Annotated in this window: 9 protein-coding genes; 4 read left to right on the top strand and 5 right to left on the bottom strand. The window is 62.2% G+C overall.

The window, feature by feature from the left end:
- Positions 1-80: 80 nt before the first annotated feature.
- The gene (locus KF821_04880) at positions 81-2,645 is read right to left on the bottom strand and encodes an SMC family ATPase (GenBank protein MBX3005148.1); all 2,565 of its coding nucleotides are present in this window, start codon (positions 2,643-2,645) and stop codon (positions 81-83) included.
- A gap of 81 nt (positions 2,646-2,726) precedes the next feature.
- Between KF821_04880 and KF821_04875 the strand changes: the two genes are divergently transcribed.
- Positions 2,727-3,146 (top strand): OsmC family protein, encoded by a 420-nt coding sequence (locus tag KF821_04875; protein ID MBX3005147.1) that lies wholly within the window; start codon positions 2,727-2,729, stop codon positions 3,144-3,146.
- Positions 3,147-3,155: 9 nt separating this feature from the next.
- On the opposite strand, the gene KF821_04870 is transcribed toward KF821_04875, so the two are convergent.
- The 4 genes from KF821_04870 to gyrA form a co-directional block, all read right to left on the bottom strand.
- Positions 3,156-4,730: a LysM peptidoglycan-binding domain-containing protein gene (locus KF821_04870; protein ID MBX3005146.1), complete on the bottom strand. Its 1,575-nt coding sequence runs from the start codon at positions 4,728-4,730 to the stop codon at positions 3,156-3,158.
- Positions 4,717-6,273 carry a LysM peptidoglycan-binding domain-containing protein gene (locus KF821_04865; protein ID MBX3005145.1) on the bottom strand — a complete coding sequence of 519 codons (1,557 nt, stop codon included), beginning with the start codon at positions 6,271-6,273 and terminating at the stop codon, positions 4,717-4,719. The genes KF821_04870 and KF821_04865 overlap by 14 nt, the downstream gene beginning before the upstream one ends.
- 2 nt (positions 6,274-6,275) lie before the next feature.
- Positions 6,276-7,799 carry a LysM peptidoglycan-binding domain-containing protein gene (locus KF821_04860; GenBank protein MBX3005144.1) on the bottom strand — a complete coding sequence of 508 codons (1,524 nt, stop codon included), beginning with the start codon at positions 7,797-7,799 and terminating at the stop codon, positions 6,276-6,278.
- A gap of 111 nt (positions 7,800-7,910) precedes the next feature.
- Positions 7,911-10,535 (bottom strand): DNA gyrase subunit A, encoded by a 2,625-nt coding sequence (gene gyrA / locus KF821_04855; protein ID MBX3005143.1) that lies wholly within the window; start codon positions 10,533-10,535, stop codon positions 7,911-7,913.
- Positions 10,536-10,770: 235 nt separating this feature from the next.
- Between gyrA and KF821_04850 the strand changes: the two genes are divergently transcribed.
- The 3 genes from KF821_04850 to KF821_04840 are packed head-to-tail and all read left to right on the top strand — an operon-like array spanning position 10,771 to position 13,728.
- Positions 10,771-11,817 carry a hypothetical protein gene (locus KF821_04850; protein MBX3005142.1) on the top strand — a complete coding sequence of 349 codons (1,047 nt, stop codon included), beginning with the start codon at positions 10,771-10,773 and terminating at the stop codon, positions 11,815-11,817.
- Positions 11,814-13,043 (top strand): GAF domain-containing protein, encoded by a 1,230-nt coding sequence (locus KF821_04845; protein MBX3005141.1) that lies wholly within the window; start codon positions 11,814-11,816, stop codon positions 13,041-13,043. Before KF821_04850 ends, KF821_04845 begins: the two co-directional genes overlap by 4 nt.
- Before the next feature lies 1 nt (position 13,044).
- Positions 13,045-13,728 carry a response regulator transcription factor gene (locus KF821_04840; protein ID MBX3005140.1) on the top strand — a complete coding sequence of 228 codons (684 nt, stop codon included), beginning with the start codon at positions 13,045-13,047 and terminating at the stop codon, positions 13,726-13,728.
- Positions 13,729-13,742 lie beyond the last annotated feature (14 nt).

Raw genomic sequence — 13,742 nt, 5'->3', positions numbered from 1 at the left:
ATAAGTCGATTTGTCGGTTAGTCAATTGGTCGCCCGCTGATCATTGCGGACCAGGGAACTAAGTAACCAAGCGACTGAAGTTATATGATCTTCACCTGTGAACCGCGCGGCCCCTTCTCCACTTCGATGCGTGAGGGGAAGGCATCTTTGAGCGATTCGACATGGGTGATGACCAGGATCTTGGCAAAATCTTCTTTGACCAGGTTGATGACCTCGACCAGGCGTTGGCGGCCGCCTTCGTCCTGGCTGGCAAAGCCTTCGTCGATCACCAGGGTTTGCAAGCGTGCCCCGGCGCGCTGTGCCAACACCTCGGAGAGCGCCAGGCGGATGGCGAAGTTGATGCGGAAGGCCTCGCCACCCGAGAACATCTCATATTCGCGCATACCCACACTGTCGCGGATCTGGATCTCCAGCGTTTCACGCTTGTCTTCGCGGCGGCGGTCTTTGTAGGCTTGCTGCGTGATGAACGAAATGCTCATCTCGCCATTGCTCAGGCGTTCGAGGATCTCGTTGGCCTTGGCTTCGATTTGCGGCAGGGCCTGTTCGATCAGCATGGCTGGCACACCGTCTTTGCCGAACGAGCGCTCCAGTTGGTCAAAGCGGCTGGCTTGCTGGCTGTGCAGCTCGCGCTCGGCTTCCAGCTCATCCTGCCGTTTGCGCAGCGTGTCCAGCACGGCCACGCGTTGTTGCGCCTGGCCCAGTTCCATACGCATGCGGTTTTCCTGCTCCTGCAGGGCCAACATCTCGCGCTCGGCCGCCTGCAGATCGGGCAGCCCCTGGCGGCCGGCTTGCACCGCCGCCTCGGCGCTGGCGGCGCTTTCCTGCTGGCGGGTTACCTCTTGCTCCTGCTCGGCGATCTGGGCTTGCAGCTCGCTGATTTCGCGCTCCACCGGTTTGGTGGCCCCTCGCGCGGCCTCCAGGGTGCGCAGCTCAGTTTCGGCGATGCGCACCTCGGCTTCAGCCTTGCGCACGGCATCGTGCGCGGCCGGATCATAGCCGGTGGCTTTGAGCTCCGCGTCGATGGTGGCCAGTTGGGCGCGCGCCTCCGGGGCAAAGCTGTCTTCGGCCAGCAGGCGCTGCAGCTCTTGTATGCGCGCCGCGCCGCGGGCGTCCCACTCGGCTTCCAGCTTCATCAGCTCGGCCAGGGTCAGACGCGCCTGGTCTTCAAGGCGCGTCTTTTCACGCACTTCCTGATCGGCTTCGCGGGCGGCGCTCAGGCTGGCTAGCTTCTTTTCAATAGTCTTTTCCTGAGCTTCAAGCGCCACGCGGTTCTTGCGCCACAGATCACCCATTTGTTTGCCTTCTTTTTTGAGCGAGGCAGCCGCCTGGGTGCGGTGTTCTTCGGTGAGCGCCTGGCCACAGGTCGGGCAGAAGGCTCCGCGGGCGGTTTCGATCAGATCCAGCCGTTTTTTCAGCTCCTGCATCTGGTCAGCCAGCAATTTGTTTTCTGAGGCGGCTTTGGTTTGCGCGGCCTGCTCGTGCTTCAATTCAGCTTCCAGCTCAGGTAATTGGGCTACTTTGAGGTTGAGTGTTTTGATCTGGGCCGTCAGCGTGCTGAGCTGCTTCTCGTATTCGCTGCGCTGGGCACTGGCATTCTGTACGCGCGCCTGCTCCACTTGTAGCGCGGCCAGTTCAGTCTGCAAGCGGGCGCGCTCGGCTTCGATGGTAGTGAGCGGGGTGGCACGCTGTTTTTCCTGGGCATTGAAAGTGACGGCAATCGCATCCCAACTGCGCAGCTCACTGCGCAGGGCTTCCAGTTGCGCAAAGGCCTGCTCGATCTCGGCGGCACGCGCCAGCAGCGCCTGATTTTGGGCGTGCTCGCCACTGCGCTGCTCCAGGCGCTGGCGTAGGGTGGCCAACTGCGTTTCGGCGCGCTGCAGGCTTGCCTGCTGGCTGGCTGCTGCCTTGGCCAGGGTGTCAACATTGGCGGCCAGGATGCGCATTTGCTGCACGCTGGCTTCTTGCTTGGCGCGCTGCTCAGCCAGCCCCTGCAGGCTGGTTTCCAGGTCTTGCAGGTGCGTTTTGCGGGCGGCTTCCTCGCCGAGCTCATTGGCCACTTCCTGCAGGCGGCCTTGTAACTCCACCACGTGCGCTTCGATCTGCTTGCGGCGCTCAGCAGCCACCAGGCGGTACTGCTCCCAGACTTCTAGCCCTAGGATATTACCGAGGATCTTTTTGCGTTCCGTAGGGCGCTGCTGGGTGAACTCATCTGCCTTGTCTTGCAAGAAGAACGAAGCATTGACGAAGGTTTCATAATCGAGGCGCAGCGTTTCGCGAATGCGCTTTTCAGTCTCACGCACGCTGCGCTCAGTGAGCGGCTTCCAATTGCCGTCCGCGTTGCGGATCTGGAATTCGAGCTGCGTGGTCTTATCGCGCGGCAGCAGGCGCTGGATGCGATAGACGTTGCTCTCGTATTCAAAGGTCAGGGCGACCTCGGCGGCCTGCACATCCGGGCTGAGATTGATCAGCGCTTCGCCGCGGTTGCGCGCTTCACCGAACAGCGCATAGGTAAGGCCATCCAGCAGGCTGGATTTGCCCGCGCCGTTGGCGCCGGAAATGGCGGCAATACTAAAGCGCGTGAAATCAATTTCCACCGCATCGCGGTAAGACAAAAAGCCTGAAAGCTTGAGCGATATAGGAATCATGCTGAGTTGATTTTAACTGCTATCCTCTACACTATAATCATTTGGCGGTCACGCAGCACACATTTTCGGGATGGAGGCATCATGCAAGTAGCATTGGATTGGAAAAAGGGCTTGAATTTTCGCGGCAAGGGGCTGAGTAGCAATTTTTCAGTCGATGTGGATGCGGATGCCTCGGTGGGCGGCACCGAAGAAGGCTTGCGCCCGATGGAGCTGGTGGCGCTCGGCCTGGGGGGCTGCACGGGGATGGATGTTATTTCAATTTTGCAGAAGAAACGCCAGGATGTGACCGCCTTTCAAGTCAAGGTGACCACGCAGGCGGCCAAGGAACACCCCAAAGTGTGGACGCATGTGTTGATCGAGTACTTGATCACCGGCAACGATATTGACGCCGCCGCGGTGGAGCGCGCCATTCAGCTTTCGGCGGATAAGTATTGCCCGGCGCAGAACATGCTCAAGATGGCCGTGCAGATCGAGACCGATTACGAAATCATCCCGGTCTAGCCAAGCAGGTTAGGGATTGGGCGCGGCCGTCTCGCTCGGCAGCATTTGCAGCGTAGGAAACGGCACGATGGCCGCCCGCGAAACAATGCTGCTGGCGGCATCTGAGCAGGTGCACGCCCGCACCACCTGGCCCAGGCGGGTAAGCGTGCCGGTGTAGCTGCCGCCGCTGCCTTCCCCCGCCGTCCAGCCTTCCATTACAAACGGCAGCGCGCCGGCCGCTTCGATCCACTCCCCGTTGTACTTACGCGCAATATGCACATGCGTACCGGTGGCCGAGCCGCCCTCGCACGAGGGGTGGCCCAGCGGCCAGCCGGCTTGCACTTGCTGCCCGGCCGCCGCCCGCCCGTTGGTGGCCAGGTGCAGGTAGAACAGCACCCAGCCGGTGCGCTCATCGCCATCGCCATCCAAGTCCAGCACAACCGTGCCCGGCTCCGAGCGCACCACCAAGCCATCCGCCATCGCCAGCGCCCATGAGGTGGTGCTAACGCAGCCCCGCGTCTCGCTGCCCGGGGCAAAATCCAGCGCGGCCCAGGGATTGCCAGTGCCCCACCCCGTGTGTGGGCCACCGGTGTAGGACCATAGCTCGCCCGGTGGGCTGGGCAAGCGTAATTCGGGTTGTAGCAAGCTGCCGGGGATGTGCGGCTCATCCGCTGCCCAGGGGTCACCGAATAGATCGGTATAGGTTTGGATAAAGCCCTGTGGGCCGATGGCCGTGGCAAAATCTGCTTGTGGCAATGTGGTGTTAAAGAATTCCTGCAGGCTGACGCTGGCTGCGTTCTGCCAGGGGTCAGGGCGGTAGATCGTGCCATCCGGGCGATCAAACTCGATCAGCTTGCCATTGCGCCATTGGTAGTAGGCATTATTGAGGGTGTTGGCGGCCCACACCAGTTGCAAATAGACGCCACGGTGAAACTGGTGTTCATAGCCCAACATGTAGGGGCCGATGGCATCGTCGAGCACGGGTTGGCTTAGCGCTCCGGCCTGGTATTCGAGCAGGGCCAGCAGCAGGCGCGGGCTGACGCTGAAATTTTGCGCCACCAGATCCACCAGGCCGGCGCCATCGCGGTGCTGGCCGGCGGCGTATTCGCGGTAGTTCTTCAGCCAGCCGGGCTGGGCGGCCACAAAGGCGTGGGTGTCAAAATCCAGCTGGGCCGGGCCATTGACATACAAGCTGTCAGGCAGAATTTGAAATTGCGAGCCCCAATAGGTGCGGTAATAGACCGGAATCTTCATTGGAAAGCCGGCGGGCATCGTCGTAGCCGTATCGGGGATGATCGGGTTGGCGGCGCGGATCTCGCGCACCGTGGTATTGAAGCGGGCTGCCAGGGCAATCAGGTTATCGCCGGTTTGGGCGGTGTAGTCCACCAGCGTACCGGGATCGTACAGCGGGCGCGCCGGCGGCGGCGTAGCGGTGAGCTCAGGGGTGAGGATGGCTACCTGGGCGGTACTCACCTGGGCGATGCTAGCATCCGCGGTGGCGGCGGCGGTTTGCGTGGGGGCGGGTTGGGGGCGGCAGGCCGCCAGCAGGCAGCCGCACAGCCATAGGCTGGCGAGTAAGGAGAGGGGCTGCTTAGTAGGGGTCATCACTGCTGAGGGTGATCTGGCTATCCTTGCCGCTGCAAGTGCACGCCACCACCACGCGCCCATCACGGGTCAGGTTGCCCAGATAGGCGTCTGCCCCGTATTCTACCGTCCAGCCGCTGAGCACGAAGGGCAGTGCCCCGCCGCCGCCAATCCATTCGCCGTTGTACTTGCGCGCCAGATGTACATGCGTGGCGGTGGCCGCGCCGCCTTCGCATGAAGGGTGGCCGAGGCGGTCGCCACGATCCAGCCAGGTGCCTTCGGCCGGAGTGCTGTCGCCGATCACATGCAGGTAGAGGATCACCCAGCCGGTCTGCTCATCCCCATCCGCATCCATATCTACCACGATCACCCCGGGGCTGGTGCGCACCACCAGGCCCGGGGCGGCGGCGGTGACCCAGTGGGTCGAGGCCACGCACCCGGGCTGGCTGCTGCTGGGCGCAAAATCCAGAGCGGCCCACGAGCCTTCGCGCTCCCAGGCGCCGTGCGGCCCGGCGGTGAAATACCACACCTGGCGCTCGAGGAAGGGCAGGCTGAGCGCGGGTTGCGAGAGCGCTGGCGGAAACAGCGGCTCGATCTGGGCAGCGCGCACCCAGGGATCCGGAAACATCGAAGCGTGGGTGAAGGGATAGCCGGTATGGCGGTTGATGACATCTAGCCATTCTTCGTAGTCATACAGTTGGGCGAACAGATACTGAATGGCGACACTGCCCGCATTCAGCTCCGGGGCGATACGCATGCGCACCCCGTCGCGAAAGCTGATCTCGGTGAGGCGGCCTTCGCGCCAGCCGTAGTAGCCAGTGGAGAGCTGCTTGGCTACCCAGGTGAGTTGCTGGTACAGGCCGTGGGCCTGCGGCAGGCGGTAGCCAATCGGGAAATCGATGGCGCTGTTGTTGGTGGGTTGGCCCAGCACCCAATTGCTCTGGTATTGCAGGATGGAGAGCAGCAGGCGCGGGTTGAGCGAATTCTCCTGCGCTACGCGCAGCACCACGCCGGCCCCGCTGTACCACGCGGAGGGTAGGTATTCGCGATACGTGCTCATGTAGCCGGCAAAGGGATCGCTATAGGCCTGCGGGTCAAAGCCGCTGGCCGAGGGCGAGTAAACCACTTCGCTATCCGGCACGAGTTTGTCATTGGGCGTGGTGATGCCGACGGCATGCGGAATGGTGAAGATCTGGCCGGGGGGGATCAACCCGCTGGGAATATCCCGCGGCGAGGCGATCTGGCCGGGGTCGACGCCAAAGCGCACCGCCAGCGCCGCCAGCGTATCGCCGGATTGCGCCGTGTAGATGAACGGCGGCGCCGGCGAAGGGCTCTCTTGCGGGGTGGGGCTGGGGCTGGCGGTGGCGCGCAAACTTGGGGTCAGGCTGGGCAGCTCGGTTGGCGTGGCCGAGGGCACGAAGGCGCTGGCGGTGGCGCTAAGCTGGGCCAGCAGATCCTGCGTGGCGCGCAGGCTCTGCGGGGTGATGTACCCGCTGCTGCACATCAGGCTGGCGCCCGCCAGCGCCAGGCTGAGGACGAGGAGTCGTAGCATTCGTGAAGTCATGGCTAACGCTGCACCATATTGGCGGGGAAACGGCATTCGCAGGCATCCACCTGCACGCCATCGCGCAGCAGGCTGCCATCGTAGAGCAAGCCGTTGCTCACCGAGACCCAGCCCTCGAGGGTAAAGGGCAGGTTGCCGGCAGCCGGGATCCACTCGCCATTATAGCGACGGGCAATGTGCAAATGGGTGGCGGTGGCCACGCCGCCTTCGCACGAGGGGTGGCCGATGCGTTGGCCGGCGCGCAGGTAAGTGCCCGCCGCCACGCGATCGTGCGGAGCGATGTGCATGTAGAGCAGCGTCCAGCCGGTTTGCTCGTAGCCGTCGCCATCCAGGTCTTGCACCACGGCGCCGTTATCGGCGCGCACGATCAAGCCGTCTGCGGCGGCCACGATCCAATCGTTGCTGGCATTGCAGCCGCTGATCTCGGCACTGGGGGCGAAATCGAGCGCCGCCCAGGCGGAGCCGTTGCCCCAGCCCCCGTGCGGGCCACCCGAGAAGACCCAGCGCACGCCGGGCTCAAAGGGTAGCTGCAGCGCTGGTTGGCTGAGCCCGGCAGGCAGCACGGGTTCGATGGCGTAATCGAAGGGGTAGCCATACAGGCGCAGATAGGTTTGGAAGAAGCCCGCCTCGCTCACCGCGCTGCGCCAGGCAGGTTCGGCGTGCATCAGCGCCAACAGGTTCTGCAGCGCAGCCGTGCCGGCATTGATGCTGGGGTGGGGCGGAATGGCTACGCCATCCTGCGTGCGCCAGGCGGTCACCTGGCCGGCGCGCCAATCGTAATAGCCCTTGTTGAGATTATCTGCCGCCCAAGAGAGCTGCAGGTATAGGCCACTGCGCCAGGCATCTTGCTTGCCCATCGGGAAGCTGAGGCTGGCGCCGTTGGGGCTGGGGTTGCTCAGCCAGGCACTGTGATACTCCAGCAGGGCCAGCAGCAACTTGGGGTTCACCGAGTATTCGTTAGCCACGCGTTGCACGATCGCCGCGCCGCTGAGAAACTGCTGGTCCACCTGCTCCTGATGCTGTTTGAGGTAGCCTGGCTGGTTGTTGACGAAATCGGCAACGTTGAAGACGATGGCATAGGGGCCGTTGACCAGCTCCGAATCAGGGATGAGCTTGAAATCCGGCCCGAGGCTGCTGATCTCCTGCGCGGGGATGTTGATCACCTGACCGACGTTGAGTGCATTCGGGTTGGCGATGGCGTTGACTGCCAGCAACTGCTGCAGGCTGAGGCCCATGCGCTCGGCAATCGCATTCAGCGAATCGCCGGGCTGCACGGTGTATTGGCTGGCTTCGCTGCGCAGGGCGAGTTGGGTATGCGGCGCATCCGGCGTAGGGGTGAGGATCGGGGTGTTCGGGTCACGCGTCGGCGGCAGCGTAGGCGGCGGGGCCGCGGCACCCTGTGGCGTGGCGGCAGCCAGCGCCGGGCTGGGGGCGGCCGCGGCGGGGCCGAGCGTGGTGCGCGGGTAGTTGCAGGCCAGCGCGGCCAACAGCAGCAAGAGCCAGGGGAGCCAGATCGTTCGTTGCATGGGAATGAGGCCGGAAACTGTTCCTATCAGGGTTATACAAAGATTGCAAAAAATAAGCCACCTGTTTTATTGTGCAAACAGGTGGCTTATTTTAAAAAGTGAGGGGCAGGCTTACTTTTTGCTGCTCTTCTTCGTAGCCGCTTTCTTGGCTGGCTTGGCGTTCTTGCTCTTGGCCGGTGCTTTGGCCTTGCCTGCCGCCTTGGCCGGGGCGGCTTTGGTGGGGGCGGCCTTGGCCGGGGCTGATTTTGCGGGCGCCGGCGCGGCGGGTTCGGCGGCGCTCTCGGCCGCGGCGTTGATGTTGGTTACGGGAATGCGCGCCAGCGTGGCGATGCTATCCTCGCGGGCCACGTGCATGATGCGCACGCCGCGTGTGGCGCGGCTGGCCTGTTTGATCGCCTTGACCGCGGTGCGCAACACCACGCCGGCCGCCGAGATGATGGTGACTTCGTCGTCCTCTTGCACTACGCGGGCGGCGGCGATGGGCCCGATATCCTTGAAGGCTTTGACGTCTGTGGTGAGGACGCCGCTGGTGCCGCGGCCCTTGGCCGGGTATTGGGTCAGCGGCGTGCGTTTGCCGTAGCCCAGCGTGCTGATCACCAGCAGGTCGGCGCCGGGTTCCACCACTTCCATGCTAGCCAGTTGATCATCGGCCTTCATCTTGATGGCGCGCAGGCCGCCGGCCTGGCGGCCCATCGGGCGCACCTTGTCCACCGCGAAGCGCAAGGCCTGGCCGTTGCGTGAGATCAGGATGATGTAGTCTTTGCCGCCCACCAAACCGGCCCAACCCAACTGGTCATCCTTCTCGAGGTTGATGCAGATCAGGCCTGAGGCGCGCACGCTTTCGAATTCGCTGAGCTCCATGCGCTTGATCTTGCCGTCGCGGGTGGCGACGATGCAGAAATCCACCGCCTGGAAGCTGGGCACCGCAATGGCCGCGGTGATGGTTTCGTTTTGGCCCACGCTGAGGATATTGACGATCGGCGTGCCACGCGCGGTGCGCTCCGCCTCGGGGATGCGGTAGGCCTTCTCCGAATACACCTTGCCGCGATTGGAGAAGAACAAGATCGTATCCAAGGTGCGCGCCGGCACCAGCAGCACCACTTCGTCTTCGTTCTTGGTGGCGTGGCCCTTGACGCCGGAGCCACCGCGCCCCTGGGCGCGGAAGGCTTTGGCGGCCACGCGCTTGACGTAGCCCAGGCTGGTGATGCTCACCAGGGTGGCTTCATCCGCCACCAGGCTTTCTTCGCTGACGTCGCCCTTGCCTTCGCCATCCAGCGCGGTGCGGCGTTCGTCACCATAGGTTACGGCCAGCTCCCCCAGATCGCTCTTGATCAGCGTCAGAATCTTCTTGGGGTGCTTGAGCAGGTCTTTCAAATATGCAATGCGCTCTTGGATCTGCTTGTATTCGTCTTCGATCTTCTGGCGTTCCAGCGCGGCCAGGCGGCGCAACTGCATATCCAGGATGGCCACGGCCTGCTTGTCTGACAGCTTGAAGCGCGTCATCAAGCGCTCTTTGGCGATCTCAGTGTCTTTGGCTTCCCGAATGGTGCGAATGACATCATCAATGTTGGCCAGCGCGGTGAGCAAGCCTTCAAGGATGTGAGCGCGTGCCTCGGCCTTGGCCAGCTCAAACTTGCTACGGCGCGTGATCACTTCCTGACGGTGATCGAGGAAGATTTGCAGCGCACGCTTGAGCGAGAGCAAGCGCGGTTCGCCATCCACCAGCGCCAGGATTTGCGCGGCAAAGCTGGATTGCAGCGGGGTGTATTTGTAGAGGCGGTTGAGCACCATTTTGGGCTGCGCGCCGGCCTTGAGCTCCAGCACGATGCTGAGGCCTTCGCGGTCGGACTCATCGCGCATGTCGGCGATACCTTCCAGGCGGCCTTCGCGCACCAACTCGGCGATGCGCTCGATCAGATTGGTCATGTTGACCTGGTAGGGGATGGCGCTGATCACGATGCGCATGCGCCCGCGGCGGCCTTCTTCAATGCGGGCCCGGGCGCGCACGATGAGCTGGCCCTTGCCCTTGCTGTACAGATCGCGGATGCCTTCTTCGCCCACGATGATGGCACCGGTGGGGAAGTCTGGGCCTTTGACAAAGCGGCGCAGGTCCTCGGTGGTGATGTCATCCATCTTCTCGTAGTTATCGATCATGTATTGCAGTGCGCCCACCAGCTCGCCCAGGTTGTGCGGCGGGATGTTGGTAGCCATGCCCACGGCGATGCCGGAGGAGCCGTTGAGCAGCAGATTCGGCAGGCGGGCGGGCAGGACGGTAGGCTCTTTGAGCGAGCTATCGAAGTTATCGGTGAAATCGACGGTTTCCTTGTCGATATCGGCCAACAGTTCCTCGGCCATCGAGTGCAGGCGCGCCTCGGTGTAACGCATCGCCGCTGGGGGGTCACCACCGATGGAGCCAAAGTTGCCCTGGCCGCTGACCAGGGTATAGCGCAGCGAGAAATCCTGGGCCATACGCGCCATGGCATCGTAGATGGCTACATCACTATGCGGGTGATACTTACCCAGCACTTCACCGACGATACGGGCGGATTTCTTGAAGGCGGTATTGGAACGAATGCCCATATCCAGCATGGCGTACAGAATGCGGCGGTGCACGGGCTTGAGGCCGTCACGTGCATCGGGCAGGGCGCGTGAAACGATGACGCTCATGGCGTAATCGAGGTACGCCGAGCGCATTTGATCGCCAATATCTACAGGCTTGATGGAACTATTCGCCATAAAAACCTTTCAATCCATGGGAAAAAGAAGAATTTTGTTCAGAACTTGGTCAGAGCCTTAATTATACCGTTAGGCCTTGTGAGGCTCCTCGTAAGCAGCCGGCCAATTTCCATATTTATGCTGGGAGCTTGGTAGGGTTGTACACGCGCGGAGCAGTTATGTATACTTTTCGCACAGAGATGCAGCTGCGCCGTGAGTTGACGCTGCTTTTACTCACTCGCGTAGGTTGAGGCTGATGAACTCCGATTCAATGATTCCTTCGATCTCCCGCACAGGCCCGCTATCGCCCGAAGTGCTGGTGCCGCGTCTGGGCGATAGCCTGCTGGAGAAGGGGCTGCTCACCCAGGCCGACCTACAGCAGGCCCTGGCTTACCAGAAACGCATGCGCGCCCAGGGCCAGCGCGTGCTGCTGGGGCAGGCTCTGGTGGATCTGGGCCTGATCGATCGCGCCAAGTTGGATGCGGCGGTGACCGAACAGATCGCCCACCTGCAAGAAGCGCTGCGCCAGAGCAACTTGTTTCTGGAGCAGCGCGTGGAAGAGCGCACGGCCGAATTGCAAGAGGCGCTCAACAAACTCACCGAGCTCAACCGGATGAAGAATGACTTCATCTCCAACGTCTCGCATGAGCTGCGCACGCCGCTTTCGCATATGGTTGGCTATATTGATCTGCTGGCTGCCGAAGCGCTGGGTACGTTGAGCGCGGACCAGCGTGCTGCGGTCAACGTGCTCGAAAAATCGTACAAGCGCTTGGCCGGCCTGATCGATAATTTGCTGTTCCTGTCGTTCGACACCGTGGAAACCCTGCACCTGGAAACCGGCCCGGTGCAACTGCAAAGCTTGCTGCCGCAACTGCTGGAGCCGTACCGCGCCCGTGCGGAAAATGAGCAGATCGAGCTGACCCTGGAAGTGGCCGCGGATCTGCCCCACGCGCTGGCCGACAGCAACCGCCTGGAGTGGGCCATCGGTCAGCTCATCGATAATGCCCTCAAGTTCAATGTACGTGGCGGGCGCGTGCATATCAATGCCCGCCAGCAGGGCCAACGTATCGAATTGGCGGTGGCCGATACCGGTGTAGGCATCGCGCCTGAGCGCATGCACGAGATCTTTGAGCCTTTTCACCAACTGGATAGCTCCTCGACCCGCCGGCACGCCGGTACGGGCATCGGCCTGACCCTGGCCAAACGAATTGTCGAAGGCCACGGGTCAAAACTGCTGGTTGATTCGTTACCAGGAAAGGGCAGTCGCTTCTCGTTTAGCCTGCCCATCACTGGGGCGATATGAGCGAGCAAACACGGAATACGCTTCCACTCAATGAGCTACAGGCGGTATATGCGATTAGCCGTGCCGTCACCGAGACGCTGGATGTAGACAAAGCGCTCTCTGAAATTGTGCGCCTGGCGCGGCCAGTCTTTATTTTCGATAATGCCGTCTTGTATTTGCAGAACGAAGCCAACGGCGTGCTGGAGGCAGCCTTTGCGCGTGCCATCGGGCGTGGGCGCTCCTCGGAGGCCGATTCGGCCTGGGGCGAGGCGGCCGGGTTGGCCGCCTTCCGCGAGGTGCGCACGGTGGTGACGCAGCCCGAGCTGGATGCCGACCCTGACCGCTTGCAGCAGCGCTTCTTCCTGGCCCTGCCGCTATTGGCCGGCGGCCAAGCCATCGGCGCGCTGGTGTTTGTGCGCTTTGGCGGCCCGGTGTACACCAAGGCGCAGATCAACCTGGCGCAATACATTGCCGCCCACGTCACCCAGGTGCTGGAGCACAAGCGCCTGGTGGAACGGATTGCCAGCCTGGAGGCGGAACGCCGCCTGAGCCAACTGCAATCCGATTTCATCGCCACGGTGTCACACGAACTCAAAACCCCGCTGGGTTTTATCAAGGGCTATTCCACCACCTTGCTGCGCCCCGACGCGCGCTGGACGCCTGAGGAGCAGCAGGAGTTTCTGGCGATCATTGATGAAGAGGCCGACCGCCTGGTGGAGCTGGTGGACAACCTGCTCGATTCCTCCCGCTTGCAAAGCGGCAACCTGGATATTGATTTCCGCCCGATGGATCTGACCGCCGTGCTGGAAGAAAACATCGAACGCCTGCGCGTGCGCTTCGCTGGGCTGGATATTCGCTGGCATCCGCCTTCGCAGGATGGCCTGATGGAAGGGGATGCGCGCCGCTTGGGGCAGGTGCTGGAGAACCTGGTGAGCAACGCCGCCAAATATGCCTACCAGGGGCCACTGCATATTCACCTGGAGCTCAGCGCCAGCGAAGCTACCCTCACCGTGCGCGATGCTGGCCCGGGGGTGGCCGCGGCGCACCGCGAGCGCATCTTCGAGCGCTTTTACCGCGTGCCGGCCACCCAGGAACTGGCGCGCGGTAGCGGTTTAGGGCTATATATATGTAAGCAAATTGTCCTGGCGCATGGAGGGGAGATCCGTCTGGCAAAACCGAAGGGGAAAGGGACCGAGTTTGTCATTCGCCTGCCGCGCGCGCACGCAATGCCAAATAGAGAGGGCTGAAATGAACCAACGTATATTGATTGTGGATGATGAACCGCGCTTTATCCGCCTCATTGAAGCCAACTTACAGACCGAAGGCTACCAAATTTTGCAAGCCAAAGACGGCAAGCAGGCCGTGGAGCAGGCTGCCAACGGCAAGCCTGACCTGGTGCTGCTGGATGTGATGATGCCCGAGATGGATGGCTTTCAGGCCTGCGAACGGATTCGCCAATTTTCCAACGTGCCGATCATCATGCTCACGGCGCGCGGCGAGGAAGACCAGCGCATTCGCGGCCTGAACCTCGGTGCGGATGATTACATCGTGAAGCCATTCTCCGCCGGGGAGATGCTGGCGCGGGTGCGCGCCGTATTGCGCCGGGCCCAAACCGCCGCCCCGGAGAGCGGCGAAACGCTGTTCAGCCGCGGCAGCCTGCAAATTGACTTTGCCCGGGCCGAGGTGCGCCTGGACGGCGAGCTGGTCTCGCTCTCGGCTACCGAGTACCGCCTGCTGCTGCAGTTTGCCCATTCGGCCGGCCGCATCCTGACCGCAGAGGATCTGTTGCGCAATGTGTGGGGCGAAGAATACAAGGATGAAAAAGAGATCCTGTGGGTCAGCATCTCGCGGCTGCGCCAAAAGCTGGAGAAGGACCCCAAACAACCAGAATTGATAGTTACCCATTCCGGGGAAGGGTATTCAATGCCCTAGTTGCATCGTTCTCT

The sequence above is a fragment of the Anaerolineales bacterium genome (assembly GCA_019637755.1).
GTDB lineage: Bacteria > Chloroflexota > Anaerolineae > Anaerolineales > UBA11579 > JAMCZK01.
This window is presented reverse-complemented; position numbering and strand designations above follow the sequence as displayed.

Bases quoted from the DNA above. Each gene is read 5' to 3' on its own strand.
- KF821_04865 (MBX3005145.1), bottom strand. From the start codon at position 6,273: ATGACTTCACGAATGCTACGACTCCTCGTCCTCAGCCTGGCGCTGGCG.
- KF821_04875 (MBX3005147.1), top strand. From the start codon at position 2,727: ATGCAAGTAGCATTGGATTGGAAAAAGGGCTTGAATTTTCGCGGCAAG.
- KF821_04860 (MBX3005144.1), bottom strand. From the start codon at position 7,799: ATGCAACGAACGATCTGGCTCCCCTGGCTCTTGCTGCTGTTGGCCGCG.
- KF821_04845 (MBX3005141.1), top strand. From the start codon at position 11,814: ATGAGCGAGCAAACACGGAATACGCTTCCACTCAATGAGCTACAGGCG.
- KF821_04880 (MBX3005148.1), bottom strand. From the start codon at position 2,645: ATGATTCCTATATCGCTCAAGCTTTCAGGCTTTTTGTCTTACCGCGAT.
- KF821_04870 (MBX3005146.1), bottom strand. From the start codon at position 4,730: ATGACCCCTACTAAGCAGCCCCTCTCCTTACTCGCCAGCCTATGGCTG.
- KF821_04840 (MBX3005140.1), top strand. From the start codon at position 13,045: ATGAACCAACGTATATTGATTGTGGATGATGAACCGCGCTTTATCCGC.
- KF821_04850 (MBX3005142.1), top strand. From the start codon at position 10,771: ATGAACTCCGATTCAATGATTCCTTCGATCTCCCGCACAGGCCCGCTA.
- gyrA (MBX3005143.1), bottom strand. From the start codon at position 10,535: ATGGCGAATAGTTCCATCAAGCCTGTAGATATTGGCGATCAAATGCGC.